The following is a 16,150-nucleotide window of genomic DNA, read 5'->3' as shown; positions in this document are numbered from 1 at the left end:
GAGAACCCGGGGCCGGCGGCGCCGCTCCCCGCTCCTGCCCTTTCCCGGGCGCCCCACCCTCCCACCTGACAAGGGGTTCACCACCGTGGCACTTGACGTGCTGACCGACCTGAAGAAGGTCCGCAACATCGGCATCATGGCCCACATCGATGCCGGGAAGACGACGACGACCGAGCGGATCCTGTACTACACGGGCGTCAACTACAAGATCGGCGAGACGCACGACGGCGCGTCCACGACCGACTGGATGGAGCAGGAGCAGGAGCGTGGCATCACGATCACGTCTGCTGCTGTGACCGCGTTCTGGAACAAGGGCAAGGCGAACGAGACGCAGATCAACGTCATCGACACGCCGGGTCACGTGGACTTCACGGTCGAGGTCGAGCGCTCGCTGCGCGTCCTCGACGGCGCGGTCGCGGTCTTCGACGGCAAGGAGGGCGTGGAGCCCCAGTCCGAGACGGTGTGGCGTCAGGCGGACAAGTACGAGGTCCCGCGCATCTGCTTCGTCAACAAGATGGACAAGCTCGGCGCGGACTTCTACTTCACCGTCGACACGATCATCAACCGCCTCAAGGCGAAGCCGCTGGTCATCCAGCTCCCGATCGGTTCGGAGAACGACTTCATCGGCGTCGTCGACCTGGTCGAGATGCGCGCGCTCGTGTGGCGCGGCGAGACCCAGATGGGCGCGAAGTACGACATCGAGGAGATCCCGGCCGACCTCGCGGAGAAGGCCGAGCAGTACCGCTCGGAGCTCCTGGAGGCCGTCGCCGAGACCGACGACGAGCTGCTCGAGAAGTTCCTCGGTGGCGAGGAGCTCACGGTCGCCGAGATCAAGGCCGGCATCCGCAAGCTCACCATCGCCGGCGAGGCGTTCCCCGTGCTGTGCGGCTCGGCGTTCAAGAACAAGGGCGTCCAGCCCATGCTCGACGCCGTCGTCGACTACCTCCCGTCGCCCCTCGACGTCCCGGCCATCCAGGGCCACGACGTCAAGGACCCCGAGGTCGTCGTCGAGCGTCACGCGGACGCGACCGAGCCGTTCTCGGCCCTCGCGTTCAAGATCGCCGCGCACCCGTTCTTCGGCAAGCTCACGTTCATCCGGGTCTACTCGGGCCACGTGTCGCAGGGCGCCCAGGTCGTGAACTCGACCAAGGGCAAGAAGGAGCGCATCGGGAAGATCTTCCAGATGCACGCCAACAAGGAGAACCCTGTCGACGAGGCGACCGCGGGTCACATCTACGCGTTCATCGGTCTCAAGGACGTCACCACCGGTGACACCCTGTCCGACCCGAACGCGCAGGTCATCCTCGAGTCGATGACGTTCCCCGAGCCGGTCATCGACGTGGCCATCGAGCCGAAGACGAAGGCCGACCAGGAGAAGCTCTCCACGGCGATCCAGAAGCTCGCCGAGGAGGACCCGACGTTCCGCGTCCGCCTGGACGACGAGACCGGCCAGACCGTCATCGGCGGCATGGGCGAGCTCCACCTCGACATCCTCGTCGACCGCATGCGTCGCGAGTTCAAGGTCGAGGCGAACGTCGGCAAGCCGCAGGTCGCGTACCGCGAGACCATCCGCCGCACGGTGGAGAAGGTCGACTACACGCACAAGAAGCAGACCGGTGGTTCGGGTCAGTTCGCCAAGGTCCAGGTGACCTTCGAGCCGCTCGACACGGCCGAGGGCGAGCTCTACGAGTTCAACAACGCCGTGACCGGTGGTCGCATCCCGCGCGAGTACATCCCCTCCGTCGACGCCGGCATCCAGTCCGCGCTGCAGCAGGGTGTCCTCGCGGGCTTCCCGCTCGTGGGCGTCAAGGCCACGCTGCTCGACGGCGCCTACCACGAGGTCGACTCGTCCGAGATGGCGTTCAAGATCGCCGGCTCGATGGTCCTCAAGGAGGGCGTCAAGCGGGCGGACCCGGCTCTGCTCGAGCCGATCATGGCCGTCGAGGTGCGCACGCCCGAGGAGTACATGGGCGACGTCATCGGCGACATCAACTCCCGTCGAGGCATGATCCAGTCGATGGAGGACGCCACCGGCGTCAAGGTCGTCCGTGCCCAGGTGCCGCTGTCGGAGATGTTCGGCTACATCGGCGACCTGCGTTCCAAGACGCAGGGCCGCGCGGTGTACTCGATGCAGTTCGACAGCTACGCCGAGGTTCCTCGGAACGTCGCGGACGAGATCATCAAGAAGACCCGGGGCGAGTGAGTCCCCACAGGTCGACCACCTAGAATCACCACATCAACCTGTAGCGACGCGCTCCGGCGCACCTACCCCGAGTCCCAGGAGGACCCCAGTGGCTAAGGCCAAGTTCGAGCGGACCAAGCCGCACGTCAACATCGGCACGATCGGTCACGTCGACCACGGCAAGACCACGCTGACGGCGGCCATCTCGAAGACGCTCGCGGACACGTACCCGGACCTGCCGGCGAACGTGCAGCGCAACTTCGACGAGATCGACGCGGCTCCCGAGGAGAAGCAGCGCGGTATCACGATCAACATCGCGCACATCGAGTACGAGACGCCGGCGCGCCACTACGCGCACGTCGACGCCCCGGGTCACGCCGACTACATCAAGAACATGATCACCGGTGCCGCCCAGATGGACGGCGCGATCCTGGTGGTCGCCGCGACCGACGGCCCGATGGCCCAGACGCGTGAGCACGTCCTGCTCGCCCGCCAGGTCGGCGTTCCCTACCTGCTCGTGGCGCTCAACAAGTCCGACATGGTCGACGACGAGGAGATCCTCGAGCTCGTCGAGATGGAGGTCCGTGAGCTCCTCTCCTCGCAGGGCTTCGACGGCGACGACGCGCCGGTCGTGCGCGTCTCCGGCCTGAAGGCGCTCGAGGGCGACCCCGAGTGGACCGCCAAGGTGCTCGAGCTCATGGAGGCCGTGGACGAGAACGTCCCCGAGCCCGTCCGCGAGCTCGACAAGCCCTTCCTCATGCCGATCGAGGACGTCTTCACGATCACCGGTCGTGGCACCGTCGTCACCGGCAAGGTCGAGCGTGGCACGCTCGCCATCAACTCCGAGGTCGAGATCGTCGGTATCCGCACCCCGCAGAAGACGACGGTCACCGGTATCGAGACGTTCCACAAGCAGATGGACGAGGCGCAGGCCGGCGACAACACCGGCCTCCTGCTCCGCGGCATCAAGCGCGAGGACGTCGAGCGCGGCCAGGTCGTCGTGAAGCCGGGTTCGATCACCCCGCACACGAACTTCGAGGCTCAGGTCTACATCCTGGGCAAGGACGAGGGCGGCCGTCACAACCCGTTCTACTCGAACTACCGTCCGCAGTTCTACTTCCGGACCACGGACGTCACCGGCGTCATCACGCTGCCCGAGGGCACCGAGATGGTCATGCCCGGCGACAACACCGAGATGACGGTCGAGCTGATCCAGCCGATCGCCATGGAGGAGGGCCTCGGCTTCGCCATCCGTGAGGGTGGCCGCACCGTGGGCTCGGGCCGTGTCACGAAGATCATCAAGTGATCTGACCTGACCCGCCGTGCGGGCTCGTCCCGCGCACCCGGTGGTTCCACGAGGGCCCCGGCACCCGTCAGGGTGTCGGGGCCCTCGTGCGCCGACGGACTCTCGCGACGCGGATTGGCGTCGACGGCGGTCCGTATGGCAGACTAGTCAAGTTGCCTGTTACAGGTGCGCTCCTTCATGTATCGAACAGTGTGTTGAACCGCGGTGCCAGGTCCTTCGGGGCCGGCCGGGCGTCGACTCTGCTGGACGATGCAGATCGAGCCCCGTGGAACACATGTTTCGAGCAGGCGAGCGCACGTTGAGGGACGTCGTCGCAGCCCTGGGCCTGAGCCCGGGGGAGCGTGGCTCCCGCAAACCACGGCCCCGGTACCCGGGTGGTATGCGCCGAGGCGCGTCGCACAAAGCGACACGCCCGAGCGCGGGGGTCGGACAGACATAGCGGTTCGAGAGAGAGAGTCAGACGACGCCATGGCGGGACAGAAGATCCGCATCCGGCTCAAGTCCTACGACCACGAGGTCATCGACAGTTCGGCGCGCAAGATCGTCGACACGGTGACCCGCGCTGGTGCGACGGTCGTGGGTCCGGTGCCGCTGCCGACCGAGAAGAACGTGTTCGTCGTGATCCGGTCGCCTCACAAGTACAAGGACAGCCGCGAGCACTTCGAGATGCGCACGCACAAGCGGCTCATCGACATCATCGACCCCACGCCGAAGGCCGTCGACTCGCTCATGCGTCTCGACCTGCCTGCGGACGTGAACATCGAGATCAAGCTCTGAGGCTGGGGAGGAGACGACAATGACTACCCAGCAGAACGAGCGCGCCGTCAAGGCCGTCCTCGGCACCAAGCTCGGCATGACCCAGACCTGGGACGAGAACGGGCGCCTCGTGCCCGTGACCGTCGTCCAGGTCGGGGCGAACGTCGTGACGCAGGTCCGGACGCAGGACGCTGACGGCTACTCCGCCGTCCAGCTCGCCTTCGGCCAGATCGACCCGCGCAAGGTGACGCAGCCCCTCAAGGGCCACTTCGAGAAGGCCGGCGTCACGCCGCGCCGTCACGTCGCCGAGGTCCGGACGCCGGACGCCGCCGAGTACGAGCTCGGCCAGGAGCTCACCGCCGAGGTGTTCGACGCCGGCCAGCTGGTCGACGTCGTGGGCACCACGAAGGGCAAGGGCACCGCCGGCGTCATGAAGCGTCACGGCTTCAAGGGCGTCAGCGCCTCGCACGGTTCGCACCGTAACCACCGCAAGCCCGGCTCGATCGGTGGGGCCTCGACCCCGTCGCGCGTCTTCAAGGGCCTGCGCATGGCTGGTCGCATGGGCCACGCCCGCCAGACCACCCAGAACCTGACCGTCTACAAGGTCGACGCCGAGAAGGGCCTGCTGCTCGTCAAGGGTGCCGTGCCCGGCCCCAAGGGCGGCGTCGTCCTCGTCCGCACCGCGGCCAAGAGCGCCGTGAAGGAGGCCTGACCGTCATGGCCACGCTCACCGTCGACGTCCTGGACCCGCAGGGCAAGAAGGCCGGCACCGCCGACCTCCCTGCCGAGGTGTTCGACGTCCAGACCAACATCCCGCTGATCCACCAGGTCGTCGTCGCGCAGCTCGCTGCGGCGCGCCAGGGCACCCACGACACGAAGTCTCGTGGCGAGGTCTCGGGTGGTGGCCGCAAGCCGTACAAGCAGAAGGGCACCGGCCGCGCCCGTCAGGGCTCGACCCGTGCGCCGCAGTTCGCCGGGGGTGGCGTCGTTCACGGCCCGACCCCGCGCGACTACAGCCAGCGGACGCCCAAGAAGATGAAGTCCGCCGCGCTGCGCGGTGCACTGTCCGACCGCGCCCGTGCGGGCCGCGTCCACGTCGTGACCGGCTTCGGCATCGAGGACGCCCCGTCGACCCGCGCCGCCGTCGCGGTGCTCGCGACCGTGTCGTCCCGCCGCCACGTCCTCGTCGTGCACGAGCGCGGCGACGACCTCGCGGTCAAGTCGCTGCGGAACGCGGAGCAGGTCCACCTGCTCCCGGCCGATCAGCTCAACACGTACGACGTCCTGATCTCGGACGACGTGGTGTTCACCCAGGGTGCGCTCGAGGCGTTCCTCGCGGGCCCGGCCACGGGTCGCTCGGTGAAGGCCGTCGCGTCGGGCTCCGAGGCCGCGGACAACGCTGAGGAGACCGAGAAGTGACCACCGTGCAGAAGGACCCGCGCGACATCCTGATCGCGCCGGTCGTCTCCGAGAAGAGCTACGGGCTCCTGGACGAGGGCAAGTACACGTTCCTCGTGGACCCGCGAGCCAACAAGACCGAGATCAAGATCGCCATCGAGAAGGTCTTCTCGGTCAAGGTCGCGTCGGTCAACACCATCAACCGCAAGGGCAAGACCCGTCGCACGCGGTTCGGCATCGGCAAGCGCAAGGACACGAAGCGCGCGATCGTCACCCTCCGCGAGGGCACGATCGACATCTTCGGCTGAGCCGGACGAGAGGCAAGTGAGGACAGACCCCGATGGGAATCCGTAAGTACAAGCCGACAACGCCGGGCCGTCGTGGCTCGAGCGTCGCCGACTTCGCCGAGATCACGCGTTCGACGCCCGAGAAGTCGCTCGTCCGCCCGCTCTCCAAGAGCGGCGGCCGCAACAGCTCCGGTCGCATCACGACGCGCCACAAGGGCGGTGGCCACAAGCGCCAGTACCGTGTCATCGACTTCCGTCGCCATGACAAGGACGGCGTGCCGGCCACGGTCGCACACATCGAGTACGACCCCAACCGCACCGCGCGCATCGCGCTCCTGCACTACGCGGACGGCGAGAAGCGCTACATCATCGCGCCGAACAAGCTGCGTCAGGGCGACCGCATCGAGAACGGTGCGGGCGCGGACATCAAGCCCGGCAACAACCTGCCGCTGCGCAACATCCCGACCGGTACGGTCATCCACGCGATCGAGCTGCGGCCCGGTGGCGGTGCGAAGATCGCGCGCTCGGCCGGGACCAGCGTCCAGCTCGTCGCGAAGGACGGCCCCTACGCCCAGCTGCGTATGCCGTCCGGCGAGATCCGCAACGTCGACCTGCGCTGCCGCGCCACGGTCGGCGAGGTCGGCAACGCCGAGCAGTCGAACATCAACTGGGGCAAGGCCGGCCGCATGCGGTGGAAGGGCAAGCGCCCGACCGTCCGTGGTGTCGCCATGAACCCGGTCGACCACCCGCACGGTGGTGGTGAGGGCAAGACGTCCGGTGGACGTCACCCGGTGAGCCCGTGGGGCCAGCCGGAAGGCCGTACCCGCCGCCCGAACAAGCCGAGCGACAAGCTGATCGTCCGCCGTCGCCGCACCGGCAAGAAGCGCTGATAGGAGCCTGACAGATGCCTCGTAGCCTGAAGAAGGGCCCCTTCGTCGACGACCACCTTCAGAAGAAGGTGGACGTGCAGAACGAGAAGGGGACCAAGAACGTCATCAAGACGTGGTCCCGTCGGTCGGTCATCACGCCCGACTTCCTCGGCCACACGTTTGCCGTGCACGACGGTCGCAAGCACACCCCGGTGTTCGTCACCGAGGCGATGGTCGGCCACAAGCTCGGCGAGTTCGCGCCCACGCGCACGTTCCGCGGCCACGTGAAGGACGACAAGAAGGGACGTCGCCGCTGAGCGCAGCTCGCCGGGCACAGCCCGACGACGCAGCGACAGCGCAGCGACGGACCTGACGGTCGTCGAGAGACAAGAAGGTAGGACAGCAATGGAAGCCAAGGCGCAGGCGCGGTTCGTCCGTGTCACGCCCCAGAAGGCCCGGCGCGTCGTGGACCTCATCCGTGGCAAGCAGGCCTCCGAGGCCGTGGCGGTGCTCAAGTTCGCGCCGCAGGCCGCGAGCGAGCCGGTCCGCAAGGTCGTGGAGTCCGCGATCGCGAACGCCCGGGTGAAGGCCGACCGCGCGAGCCAGGCGTTCGACGAGCAGCAGCTCGTCGTGACCGCCGCGTTCGTCGACGAGGGGCCGACGCTCAAGCGGTTCCGCCCGCGGGCGCAGGGTCGTGCGAGCCAGATCCTCAAGCGGACCAGCCACATCACCGTGGTCGTGGCTCCGCGTGACGACGAGAAGGGAAGGGCCCGATAGTGGGACAGAAGGTTCACCCGCTGGGGTACCGACTCGGCATCACCACCGACCACCGGTCGCGCTGGTTCGCCGACAGCACGAAGCCCGGCCAGCGGTACCGCGACTACGTCCAGGAGGACGTCAAGATCCGGAAGCTCATGAGCACGGGTCTCGAGCGCGCCGGCATCGCCAAGGTCGAGATCGAGCGCACGCGTGACCGCGTCCGCGTGGACATCCACACGGCGCGTCCGGGCATCGTCATCGGCCGCCGCGGCGCCGAGGCCGACCGCCTGCGCGGCGAGCTCGAGAAGCTCACGGGCAAGCAGGTCCAGCTCAACATCCTCGAGGTGAAGAACCCCGAGATCGACGCCCAGCTCGTCGCGCAGGGCATCGCCGAGCAGCTCGCGAGCCGTGTCTCCTTCCGTCGTGCGATGCGCAAGGGCATGCAGTCCGCGCAGCGCGCCGGCGCGAAGGGCATCCGCGTGCAGTGCTCGGGTCGTCTGGGCGGCGCCGAGATGAGCCGGTCGGAGTTCTACCGCGAGGGTCGTGTGCCGCTGCACACGCTCCGCGCGAACATCGACTACGGCTTCTTCGAGGCCCGCACGACCTTCGGCCGCATCGGCGTGAAGGTCTGGATCTACAAGGGCGACATGACCGAGAAGGAGTTCGCCGCGCAGCAGGCGTCCTCCGCCGGCCGTCCGGCCCGTGGTGGCCGCGGCGAGCGTGGCGACCGTCCGCGCGGCGGCCGTCGTAACGACCGTCCCGCCGCCGGCGCGCCGGCTGCGGCTGAGGCCCCCGCCGCCTCCTCGGCTCCCGCCGAGGCGACGGAGTCGGCCCCCGAGTCCGGAACGGAGGCCTGAGTCATGCTGATCCCCCGCAGGCTCAAGCACCGCAAGCAGCACCACCCGAAGCGCTCCGGCGCTGCCAAGGGTGGCACGACGATCTCGTTCGGCGACTACGGCATCCAGGCTCTCGAGCCCGCCTACGTCACCAACCGTCAGATCGAGGCTGCTCGTATCGCCATGACCCGCCACATCAAGCGTGGTGGCAAGGTCTGGATCAACATCTACCCCGACCGTCCGCTGACCAAGAAGCCGGCGGAGACCCGCATGGGTTCCGGTAAGGGTTCCCCCGAGTGGTGGGTCGCCAACGTCAAGCCCGGACGCATCGTCTTCGAGCTGGCCGGTGTCGACGAGGAGCTGGCTCGTGAGGCCATGCGCCGTGCGATCCACAAGCTCCCGATGAAGTGCCGTTTCGTGGTGCGCGAGGGTGGTGCTAGCTGATGGCTATCGGTACCAAGGAGCTCGCGACGAGCGAGCTCGACACGTTCGACGACGAGAAGCTCGTCGCCGAGCTGAAGAAGGCCAAGGAAGAGCTGTTCAACCTTCGCTTCCAGTCGGCGACCGGGCAGCTCGACTCGACGGGTCGGCTCAAGGCGGTCCGCCGCGACATCGCGCGGATCTACACGATCCTGCGTGAGCGCGAGCTCGGCATCCGCACGGCCCCGAGCGCGAGCGAGTGAGTGAGGCTGAGATGAGCGAGAACACCAAGACCGACGAGACCGTGAGCGAGGAGCACCGCGCTCACCGCAAGACGCGCCGCGGCTACGTCGTCAGCGACAAGATGGACAAGACCGTCGTGATCGCCGTCGAGGACCGGGTCAAGCACCCCCTCTACGGCAAGGTCATGCGCCGCACGAGCAAGGTCAAGGCCCACGACGAGCAGAACTCTGCCGGCGTCGGTGACCTCGTCCTGATCATGGAGACCCGGCCGCTGTCCGCCACCAAGCGGTGGCGCGTGGTCGAGATCCTCGAGAAGGCCAAGTAGTCGCTGACCCGCCTCTCGCAGGCGGGACGCCGCCGGCGCAGGCCGGCCGTGCGCGAGCACGGCCGGCCCGCCGGCACCACAGACAACTATCCGTTCGGCAAGGCTCGCCGCGAGGCGAGAACCGGCTCGACAACAGGAGTTCACTGACATGATCCAGCAGGAGTCGCGACTTCGGGTCGCCGACAACACGGGTGCCAAGGAGATCCTCTGCATCCGTGTTCTCGGCGGTTCCGGCCGTCGCTACGCCGGAATCGGCGACGTCATCGTCGCCACCGTCAAGGACGCGATCCCGGGCGGCAACGTCAAGAAGGGCGACGTGGTCAAGGCCGTCGTCGTCCGCACCGTCAAGGAGCGCCGTCGTCCCGACGGGTCCTACATCAAGTTCGACGAGAACGCCGCCGTGATCCTCAAGAACGACGGCGAGCCCCGTGGCACGCGCATCTTCGGCCCTGTGGGCCGTGAGCTCCGTGACAAGCGGTTCATGAAGATCATCTCGCTGGCGCCGGAGGTGCTCTGACCATGGCGAAGCTCAAGAAGGGCGACCAGGTCCTCGTGATCGCCGGTCGCGACAAGGGCAAGACGGGCCGCGTCCTGGAGGTCCTCAAGGACTCCGACCGCGTCATCGTCGAGGGTGTCCAGCGTGTCACCAAGCACACCAAGGTCGGCCAGAACGACCGCGGTACGCGCACGGGTGGCCTGGAGACCGTCGAGGCGCCGATCCACGTGTCCAACGTGATGGTCGTCGACCCGGAGACGAAGAAGGGCACCCGCGTCGGGTACCGCACCGAAGAGGTCGAGCGTGACGGCCGCAAGCGCACGGTTCGCGTGCGTGTCGCCAAGCGCTCCGGTAAGGACATCTGATGACGACTGAGACCACCGAGGCCCCGGTGACGACCGTCCCGCGCCTCAAGGAGCGCTACCGCAGCGAGATCATCGCCGGCCTGCGCGAGGAGTTCGACCACGAGAACGTCAACCAGGTCGCTCGCGTGACCAAGGTCGTCGTGAACATGGGCGTGGGCGACGCCGCGAAGGACTCCAAGCTCATCGAGGGCGCGATCCGCGACCTGGCCCTGATCACGGGCCAGAAGCCGCAGGTCACGCGCGCTCGCAAGTCCATCGCGCAGTTCAAGCTGCGCGAGGGCATGCCGATCGGCGCGCACACCACGCTGCGCGGCGACCGGATGTGGGAGTTCCTCGACCGCCTGCTGTCGCTCGCGCTGCCGCGCATCCGCGACTTCCGCGGCCTGTCGGACAAGCAGTTCGACGGCCACGGGAACTACACGTTCGGCCTCACGGAGCAGTCCATGTTCCACGAGATCGACCAGGACAAGATCGACCGCGTCCGTGGCATGGACATCACGATCGTGACGACCGCGACGACGGATGCCGAGGGTCGGTCCCTGCTGCGCCGTCTCGGCTTCCCGTTCAAGGAGAACTGACATGGCGAAGAAGGCCCTGATCAACAAGGCCGCCGCGAAGCCCAAGTTCGCGGTCCGTGCCTACACCCGGTGCCAGCGGTGCGGTCGTCCGCACTCCGTGTACCGCAAGTTCGGGCTCTGCCGCGTGTGCCTTCGCGAGATGGCGCACCGTGGCGAGCTCCCCGGCGTCACCAAGAGCAGCTGGTAACGACTACGTCGTAGGTCCGTACGGAACCGGCGGGACGCACGTCCCGCACGACCGTGGCGGATACCCCGACGAGGAAGGGCTGAAGCCCAATGACCATGACCGACCCGATCGCAGACATGCTCACGCGTCTGCGGAACGCGAACTCGGCACACCACGACACGGTGACCATGCCGTTCTCGAAGCTGAAGTCTCACATCGCTGAGATCCTTCAGGCCGAGGGCTACATCACCGGCTGGAGCGTCGAGGACGCTCCCGTGGGCAAGAACCTGACCATCACGCTCAAGTACAGCCCGAACCGCGAGCGCGCCCTGTCGGGCGTCCGCCGCGTCTCGAAGCCCGGCCTGCGCGTGTACGCCAAGTCCACCAACCTGCCCAAGGTCCTCGGCGGCCTCGGCGTGGCGATCCTGTCCACGTCGTCCGGCCTCCTGACGGACCGTCAGGCTCAGTCGAAGGGCGTGGGCGGAGAAGTCCTCGCCTTCGTCTGGTAACGGAAAGGAGATACGCCAATGTCTCGTATCGGCAAGATCCCCGTTCCGGTCCCGGCCGGCGTGGACGTCACCATCAGCGGCGCGCTCGTGACCGTGAAGGGCCCCAAGGGTTCTCTCGAGCACACGATCCCCGCCCCCATCTCGGTCGAGCAGTCGGACGGCACCCTCGTGGTCAGCCGCCCGGACGACGAGCGCAACTCGCGCGCTCTGCACGGCCTGACCCGCACCCTGCTCGCGAACCTCGTCACCGGTGTCACCGAGGGCTACGAGAAGAAGCTCGAGATCGTCGGTACCGGTTACCGCGTGACGGCGAAGGGCTCGGACCTCGAGTTCGCGCTCGGCTTCTCGCACCCCGTGGTCGTCAAGGCCCCGGCCGGCATCTCGTTCGCGGTCGAGAGCCCCACCAAGTTCTCGGTGAGCGGCATCTCGAAGCAGCAGGTCGGCGAGGTCGCAGCGAACATCCGCAAGATCCGCAAGCCCGAGCCGTACAAGGGCAAGGGCGTGCGCTACGCCGGCGAGGTCGTCCGCCGCAAGGTCGGAAAGGCTGGTAAGTGATCATGGCTGTCATTGTCAAGGGCAAGGGCAAGCAGATCGCGCGCACGCGCCGTCACCTGCGCCTGCGCAAGAAGATCTCCGGCACGCCTGTTCGTCCGCGCCTCGTGGTGACGCGCTCGTCGCGTCATATCACGGCCCAGGTCGTCGACGACACCGTGGGGCAGACCGTCGCGTCGGCCTCGTCGCTCGAGGCGGACCTGCGTGCGCTCGAGGGCGACAAGACCGCCAAGGCGCGCAAGGTCGGCGAGCTCGTCGCCCAGCGCGCGAAGGCGGCCGGCGTCGACTCCGTCGTGTTCGACCGCGGCGGGAACAAGTACCACGGCCGCGTCGCGGCAGTCGCCGACGGTGCCCGCGAGGGTGGGCTGGCGCTGTGATGATCTCCGCACGGAAGCAAAGGATTCTCTGATGGCTGCAGGGCAGCGCAGCAACACCGGCGCCCCGGGCGCCGCGAACGAGGGCGCCGGCGAGCGCTCCAACGACCGGGGTGGCCGCCGCGGCGGCGAGCGCCGGGACAACCGTCGTCAGGACGCCGAGAAGAACGCCTTCCTCGAGCGCGTCGTGACCATCAACCGCGTCTCCAAGGTCGTCAAGGGTGGCCGCCGCTTCAGCTTCACCGCGCTCGTCGTGGTGGGTGACGGCGACGGCACGGTGGGCGTCGGCTACGGGAAGGCCAAGGAGGTGCCCGCGGCGATCGCCAAGGGCGTCGAGGAGGCGAAGAAGAACTTCTTCCGCGTCCCCCGCATCCAGGGCACCATCCCGCACCCCGTCCAGGGTGAGGCCGCCGCCGGCGTCGTGTTCCTCCGTCCGGCCGCTCCGGGTACCGGTGTCATCGCCGGTGGTCCGGTGCGCGCCGTGCTGGAGTGCGCGGGCATCCACGACGTCCTGAGCAAGTCGCTCGGTTCGTCGAACTCGATCAACATCGTGCACGCGACGGTCGCGGCGCTCCGTGGGCTCGAGGAGCCCGCAGCGGTCGCCGCCCGCCGTGGTCTGCCGCTCGAGGACGTGGCCCCGGCCGCGCTCCTGCGGTCGCAGGCCGCGGGTCGCGCCGACGCTGCCGCGAAGGTGGGTGCGTGATGGCTCGTCTCAAGGTGACCCAGACCAAGTCCGCCATCGGCGGCAAGCAGAACCAGCGTGACACGCTGCGGACCCTGGGCCTCAAGCGGATCGGCGACACCGCCGTGAAGGAGGACCGCCCGGAGATCCGCGGCATGGTCAAGACGGTGGCGCACCTCGTCGCCGTCGAGGAGGTCGAGTGATCATGGCCGAGAACAAGAACGACGACGTGACGCCGGAGACGGCCGAGGCGCCGAAGAAGCCGGCCCGCAAGGCCCCGGCGAAGAAGGCGACCGAGGCTGCGGCCGAGGCGGCTCCCGCGAAGAAGGCGCCGGCCCGCAAGCCGGCCGCCAAGAAGGCGGAGACGGCTGCCGAGGCGGAGGCGCCCAAGAAGCCCGCCGCCAAGGCGACGACCAAGGCCGCGGCGAAGCCCGAGGCCGAGGTCGGCGCGGGCGGCACGCTCAAGGTCCACCACCTGCGTCCGGCCCCCGGCGCCAAGACCGCGAAGACCCGTGTGGGTCGCGGTGAGGCGTCGAAGGGTAAGACGGCAGGTCGCGGTACCAAGGGTACGAAGGCCCGCTACCAGGTTCCGGAGCGCTTCGAGGGTGGGCAGATGCCCCTCCACATGCGCCTCCCGAAGCTGCGCGGCTTCAAGAACCCGTTCCGCGTCGAGTACCAGGTCGTGAACCTGGACAAGCTCGCGTCGCTGTACCCCGAGGGTGGCTCCGTCACCGTCGAGGACCTCGTCGCGAAGGGCGCGGTCCGCAAGGGCCAGCTCGTCAAGGTGCTCGGCACCGGCGAGCTCTCGGTGAAGCTCGACGTCGCGGTGGACGCGCTGTCGGGCTCGGCGAAGGACAAGATCCTCGCCGCCGGCGGTTCGGTCTCCGAGGACTGAGAAGTGACGGCCAGGGCCGGCGGTGCGCATGCGCCGTCGGCCCTGGCGTCTCTCCGACCGGCACGATCGGTGCAGGTCGGGCGCACCGGCCCCTGGGCTTCCGAGACGGATTGCGGGATCCTGGGGCAGAGCGGCTAAGGTGCCGACGGTGCGACGCACGCCACATGCGTGCCGCGTGACGGCCGACGACCTCGTCGGTCGCTGATGAACCCGCCCACGGCGGACCAGGAGGATAGGTGCTCAGCGCATTCGGCCGGGCTTTCCGGACGCCCGATCTGCGGCGCAAGCTGCTGTTCACGATCGCGATCATGGCGATCTTCCGGCTGGGCTCGTTCATCCCGACCCCGGGGGTGAGCTACCCGAACGTCCAGCAGTGCATCGACGAGACGGCGAGCAACAACGACCTGCTCGGGCTCGTCAACCTGTTCAGCGGCGGCGCCCTGCTCAAGCTGTCGGTGTTCGCGCTCGGGATCATGCCGTACATCACGGCGAGCATCATCGTCCAGCTCCTGCGGGTCGTGATCCCACGCTTCGAGGCCCTGCACAAGGAGGGCCAGTCCGGCACCGCGAAGCTCACGCAGTACACCCGGTACCTCACCATCGCGCTCGCGATCCTGCAGTCGACGACGATCATCACGACCGCGCGCACCGGTGTCCTGTTCCAGGGTTGCTCGCAGTCCGTCATCCCCGACGACTCGGTGGTCAACCTGGCGATCATGGTCATCACGATGACCGCCGGTACCGGCCTGATCATGTGGCTCGGCGAGCTCATCACCGAGCGGGGTGTCGGCAACGGCATGTCCCTCCTGATCTTCACCTCGATCGCCGCGAGCTTCCCGAGCGCGCTGTGGTCGATCGCGGGCGGCAACGGCGGCGCGGGCAAGTTCACGCTGGTGCTCATCCTCTGCGTGGTGGTCGTCGGGCTCGTGGTGTTCGTCGAGCAGTCTCAGCGGCGGATCCCGGTCCAGTACGCGAAGCGCATGGTCGGTCGGCGGATGTACGGGGGCTCGTCCACCTACATCCCGATCAAGATCAACATGGCGAACGTGATCCCGATCATCTTCGCGTCGTCGCTGCTCGCGATCCCGGGCCTCATCGCCCAGTTCGCCGACCAGTCGGCCGGCTGGGTCCAGTGGGTGACGCAGAACCTCGCACAGCAGGACGCGCCGCTGCACCTGGTCCTCTACACGGTCCTGATCATCTTCTTCTGCTTCTTCTACACGGCGATCACGTTCAACCCGGACGAGGTCGCGGACAACATGAAGACGTACGGCGGCTTCATCCCGGGCATCCGCGCGGGGCGGCCGACCGCCGAGTACCTCGACTACGTCATCACGCGCATCACGTCGGCCGGCTCGCTCTACCTGGCGATCGTGGCGCTGATCCCGACGATCGCGTTCATCCTGCTGGGCGTCTCGACGAACGTCCCGTTCGGCGGCAGCTCGATCATCATCATCGTCGGCGTGGGGCTCGAGACGGTCAAGCAGATCGACAGCCAGCTGCAGCAGCGGCACTACGAAGGGTTCCTCCGTTGAGCACACGTCTCGTGATCATGGGGCCGCAGGGCGCCGGCAAGGGCACGCAGGCGGCACGCCTGGCCGAGCGCCTCGGCGTCCCGGCCATCTCGACGGGCGACATCTTCCGCGCGAACATCAAGGGCGGCACCGAGCTCGGTGTGCTCGCCCAGTCGTACACCGCGAAGGGCGAGCTCGTCCCGGACTCGGTGACGAACGACATGGTGCGGGACCGGCTGGCCCAGGACGACGCCGCCGGCGGCTTCATCCTCGACGGCTACCCGCGCAACGCGGCCCAGGTGGCGGAGCTCGACACGATCCTCGCCGACTCCGGGATCGCGCTCGACGGCGTGATCGAGCTGACGGCGGACCGCGACGAGCTGCTCGAGCGTCTGCGCAAGCGCGCGGAGATCGAGGGTCGCGAGGACGACACCGAGGACGCGATCGCGCGTCGTCTCGACATCTACGCGGAGCAGACGGCGCCTCTCACCGACGCGTACGCGCAGCGGGGCCTGCTCGTGCAGGTCGACGGCATCGGCGACATCGACGAGGTCACCCAGCGTCTCGTCGCGGCCCTGGACGGCCGGGTCTCCTGATCTCCGCGCCCGCGCCGGTCACCGCCGGCGCGGGGGAGACGG

25 protein-coding genes are annotated in these 16,150 nt (G+C 68.1%); all 25 read left to right on the top strand.

Annotated elements, in window-relative coordinates:
- Positions 1–85 precede the first annotated feature (85 nt).
- The 25 genes from fusA (at position 86) to ACFT5B_RS10885 (ending at position 16,108) form a co-directional block, all read left to right on the top strand.
- A complete protein-coding gene (gene fusA, locus ACFT5B_RS11005) occupies positions 86–2,203 on the top strand; it encodes an elongation factor G (protein ID WP_386798089.1) in 2,118 nt (705 codons plus the stop codon).
- An 88-nt stretch (positions 2,204–2,291) separates the two neighbouring features.
- Entirely contained in the window at positions 2,292–3,488 is a 1,197-nt protein-coding gene (gene tuf, locus ACFT5B_RS11000) for an elongation factor Tu (RefSeq protein WP_386798087.1), read from the top strand.
- Positions 3,489–3,956: 468 nt separating this feature from the next.
- Positions 3,957–4,265, top strand: a complete 309-nt coding sequence (gene rpsJ, locus ACFT5B_RS10995) for a 30S ribosomal protein S10 (protein ID WP_019146773.1) — start codon at positions 3,957–3,959, stop codon at positions 4,263–4,265.
- Between the two features lie 19 nt (positions 4,266–4,284).
- Positions 4,285–4,956, top strand: a complete 672-nt coding sequence (rplC, locus tag ACFT5B_RS10990; protein WP_386798084.1) for a 50S ribosomal protein L3 — start codon at positions 4,285–4,287, stop codon at positions 4,954–4,956.
- Positions 4,957–4,961: 5 nt separating this feature from the next.
- Positions 4,962–5,663, top strand: coding sequence for a 50S ribosomal protein L4 (rplD, locus tag ACFT5B_RS10985; RefSeq protein WP_386798082.1), 702 nt, complete (start codon positions 4,962–4,964; stop codon positions 5,661–5,663).
- Positions 5,660–5,950 carry a 50S ribosomal protein L23 gene (rplW, locus tag ACFT5B_RS10980; RefSeq protein ID WP_386798081.1) on the top strand — a complete coding sequence of 97 codons (291 nt, stop codon included), beginning with the start codon at positions 5,660–5,662 and terminating at the stop codon, positions 5,948–5,950. The genes rplD and rplW overlap by 4 nt, the downstream gene beginning before the upstream one ends.
- Before the next feature lie 32 nt (positions 5,951–5,982).
- Complete coding sequence (gene rplB / locus ACFT5B_RS10975) at positions 5,983–6,819, top strand: 50S ribosomal protein L2 (RefSeq protein ID WP_036953291.1); 837 nt, start codon at positions 5,983–5,985, stop codon at positions 6,817–6,819.
- A 14-nt stretch (positions 6,820–6,833) separates the two neighbouring features.
- The gene (rpsS, locus tag ACFT5B_RS10970) at positions 6,834–7,115 is read left to right on the top strand and encodes a 30S ribosomal protein S19 (RefSeq protein ID WP_036953289.1); all 282 of its coding nucleotides are present in this window, start codon (positions 6,834–6,836) and stop codon (positions 7,113–7,115) included.
- Between the two features lie 88 nt (positions 7,116–7,203).
- Positions 7,204–7,575, top strand: coding sequence for a 50S ribosomal protein L22 (rplV, locus tag ACFT5B_RS10965; protein WP_036953287.1), 372 nt, complete (start codon positions 7,204–7,206; stop codon positions 7,573–7,575).
- Positions 7,575–8,414, top strand: a complete 840-nt coding sequence (rpsC, locus tag ACFT5B_RS10960) for a 30S ribosomal protein S3 (protein ID WP_386798077.1) — start codon at positions 7,575–7,577, stop codon at positions 8,412–8,414. Before rplV ends, rpsC begins: the two co-directional genes overlap by 1 nt.
- A gap of 3 nt (positions 8,415–8,417) precedes the next feature.
- Complete coding sequence (rplP, locus tag ACFT5B_RS10955) at positions 8,418–8,837, top strand: 50S ribosomal protein L16 (RefSeq protein WP_386798075.1); 420 nt, start codon at positions 8,418–8,420, stop codon at positions 8,835–8,837.
- On the top strand, positions 8,837–9,076 hold the full coding sequence (rpmC, locus tag ACFT5B_RS10950) for a 50S ribosomal protein L29 (protein WP_036953284.1): 240 nt from the start codon (positions 8,837–8,839) through the stop codon (positions 9,074–9,076). The genes rplP and rpmC overlap by 1 nt, the downstream gene beginning before the upstream one ends.
- An 11-nt stretch (positions 9,077–9,087) precedes the next feature.
- Complete coding sequence (rpsQ, locus tag ACFT5B_RS10945; RefSeq protein WP_386798072.1) at positions 9,088–9,381, top strand: 30S ribosomal protein S17; 294 nt, start codon at positions 9,088–9,090, stop codon at positions 9,379–9,381.
- 148 nt (positions 9,382–9,529) lie between these two features.
- On the top strand, positions 9,530–9,898 hold the full coding sequence (gene rplN, locus ACFT5B_RS10940) for a 50S ribosomal protein L14 (protein ID WP_236090548.1): 369 nt from the start codon (positions 9,530–9,532) through the stop codon (positions 9,896–9,898).
- Positions 9,899–9,900: 2 nt separating this feature from the next.
- Positions 9,901–10,242: a 50S ribosomal protein L24 gene (rplX, locus tag ACFT5B_RS10935; RefSeq protein ID WP_386798069.1), complete on the top strand. Its 342-nt coding sequence runs from the start codon at positions 9,901–9,903 to the stop codon at positions 10,240–10,242.
- Positions 10,242–10,820, top strand: coding sequence for a 50S ribosomal protein L5 (rplE, locus tag ACFT5B_RS10930; protein ID WP_386798067.1), 579 nt, complete (start codon positions 10,242–10,244; stop codon positions 10,818–10,820). Before rplX ends, rplE begins: the two co-directional genes overlap by 1 nt.
- A gap of 1 nt (position 10,821) precedes the next feature.
- Positions 10,822–11,007: a type Z 30S ribosomal protein S14 gene (locus ACFT5B_RS10925; protein WP_036953276.1), complete on the top strand. Its 186-nt coding sequence runs from the start codon at positions 10,822–10,824 to the stop codon at positions 11,005–11,007.
- A gap of 89 nt (positions 11,008–11,096) precedes the next feature.
- Positions 11,097–11,495: a 30S ribosomal protein S8 gene (gene rpsH, locus ACFT5B_RS10920; protein WP_386798065.1), complete on the top strand. Its 399-nt coding sequence runs from the start codon at positions 11,097–11,099 to the stop codon at positions 11,493–11,495.
- Between the two features lie 18 nt (positions 11,496–11,513).
- Positions 11,514–12,050: a 50S ribosomal protein L6 gene (gene rplF, locus ACFT5B_RS10915; RefSeq protein ID WP_386798063.1), complete on the top strand. Its 537-nt coding sequence runs from the start codon at positions 11,514–11,516 to the stop codon at positions 12,048–12,050.
- Positions 12,051–12,052: 2 nt separating this feature from the next.
- Positions 12,053–12,424, top strand: coding sequence for a 50S ribosomal protein L18 (gene rplR, locus ACFT5B_RS10910; RefSeq protein WP_386798061.1), 372 nt, complete (start codon positions 12,053–12,055; stop codon positions 12,422–12,424).
- A gap of 31 nt (positions 12,425–12,455) precedes the next feature.
- Positions 12,456–13,124 (top strand): 30S ribosomal protein S5, encoded by a 669-nt coding sequence (gene rpsE / locus ACFT5B_RS10905; RefSeq protein WP_386798059.1) that lies wholly within the window; start codon positions 12,456–12,458, stop codon positions 13,122–13,124.
- Positions 13,124–13,306, top strand: a complete 183-nt coding sequence (gene rpmD / locus ACFT5B_RS10900) for a 50S ribosomal protein L30 (RefSeq protein ID WP_036953266.1) — start codon at positions 13,124–13,126, stop codon at positions 13,304–13,306. Before rpsE ends, rpmD begins: the two co-directional genes overlap by 1 nt.
- 2 nt (positions 13,307–13,308) lie before the next feature.
- Entirely contained in the window at positions 13,309–13,998 is a 690-nt protein-coding gene (gene rplO, locus ACFT5B_RS10895; RefSeq protein WP_386798056.1) for a 50S ribosomal protein L15, read from the top strand.
- A 236-nt stretch (positions 13,999–14,234) separates the two neighbouring features.
- Entirely contained in the window at positions 14,235–15,533 is a 1,299-nt protein-coding gene (gene secY / locus ACFT5B_RS10890) for a preprotein translocase subunit SecY (protein ID WP_386798055.1), read from the top strand.
- The gene (locus ACFT5B_RS10885; RefSeq protein WP_386798053.1) at positions 15,530–16,108 is read left to right on the top strand and encodes an adenylate kinase; all 579 of its coding nucleotides are present in this window, start codon (positions 15,530–15,532) and stop codon (positions 16,106–16,108) included. The genes secY and ACFT5B_RS10885 overlap by 4 nt, the downstream gene beginning before the upstream one ends.
- Positions 16,109–16,150 lie beyond the last annotated feature (42 nt).

This window comes from Luteimicrobium sp. NPDC057192, from assembly GCF_042670205.1.
Taxonomy (GTDB): Bacteria; Actinomycetota; Actinomycetes; order Actinomycetales; family Cellulomonadaceae; genus Luteimicrobium.
Note: the sequence above shows the minus strand (reverse complement) of the source record. Positions and strands in the feature narration are given on the sequence as shown.

Excerpts from the sequence above, each read along its gene's own strand:
- rpsQ (WP_386798072.1), top strand. The coding sequence starts at position 9,088 with ATGAGCGAGAACACCAAGACCGACGAGACCGTGAGCGAGGAGCACCGC.
- rpsJ (WP_019146773.1), top strand. The coding sequence starts at position 3,957 with ATGGCGGGACAGAAGATCCGCATCCGGCTCAAGTCCTACGACCACGAG.
- rpmD (WP_036953266.1), top strand. The coding sequence starts at position 13,124 with ATGGCTCGTCTCAAGGTGACCCAGACCAAGTCCGCCATCGGCGGCAAG.
- rplR (WP_386798061.1), top strand. The coding sequence starts at position 12,053 with ATGGCTGTCATTGTCAAGGGCAAGGGCAAGCAGATCGCGCGCACGCGC.
- ACFT5B_RS10925 (WP_036953276.1), top strand. The coding sequence starts at position 10,822 with ATGGCGAAGAAGGCCCTGATCAACAAGGCCGCCGCGAAGCCCAAGTTC.
- rpsE (WP_386798059.1), top strand. The coding sequence starts at position 12,456 with ATGGCTGCAGGGCAGCGCAGCAACACCGGCGCCCCGGGCGCCGCGAAC.
- rpsH (WP_386798065.1), top strand. The coding sequence starts at position 11,097 with ATGACCATGACCGACCCGATCGCAGACATGCTCACGCGTCTGCGGAAC.
- rplD (WP_386798082.1), top strand. The coding sequence starts at position 4,962 with ATGGCCACGCTCACCGTCGACGTCCTGGACCCGCAGGGCAAGAAGGCC.
- rplE (WP_386798067.1), top strand. The coding sequence starts at position 10,242 with ATGACGACTGAGACCACCGAGGCCCCGGTGACGACCGTCCCGCGCCTC.
- rplP (WP_386798075.1), top strand. The coding sequence starts at position 8,418 with ATGCTGATCCCCCGCAGGCTCAAGCACCGCAAGCAGCACCACCCGAAG.
- rpsS (WP_036953289.1), top strand. The coding sequence starts at position 6,834 with ATGCCTCGTAGCCTGAAGAAGGGCCCCTTCGTCGACGACCACCTTCAG.
- rpmC (WP_036953284.1), top strand. The coding sequence starts at position 8,837 with ATGGCTATCGGTACCAAGGAGCTCGCGACGAGCGAGCTCGACACGTTC.
- rplN (WP_236090548.1), top strand. The coding sequence starts at position 9,530 with ATGATCCAGCAGGAGTCGCGACTTCGGGTCGCCGACAACACGGGTGCC.
- rplB (WP_036953291.1), top strand. The coding sequence starts at position 5,983 with ATGGGAATCCGTAAGTACAAGCCGACAACGCCGGGCCGTCGTGGCTCG.
- rplC (WP_386798084.1), top strand. The coding sequence starts at position 4,285 with ATGACTACCCAGCAGAACGAGCGCGCCGTCAAGGCCGTCCTCGGCACC.
- rplV (WP_036953287.1), top strand. The coding sequence starts at position 7,204 with ATGGAAGCCAAGGCGCAGGCGCGGTTCGTCCGTGTCACGCCCCAGAAG.
- rplO (WP_386798056.1), top strand. The coding sequence starts at position 13,309 with ATGGCCGAGAACAAGAACGACGACGTGACGCCGGAGACGGCCGAGGCG.
- rplX (WP_386798069.1), top strand. The coding sequence starts at position 9,901 with ATGGCGAAGCTCAAGAAGGGCGACCAGGTCCTCGTGATCGCCGGTCGC.
- rplF (WP_386798063.1), top strand. The coding sequence starts at position 11,514 with ATGTCTCGTATCGGCAAGATCCCCGTTCCGGTCCCGGCCGGCGTGGAC.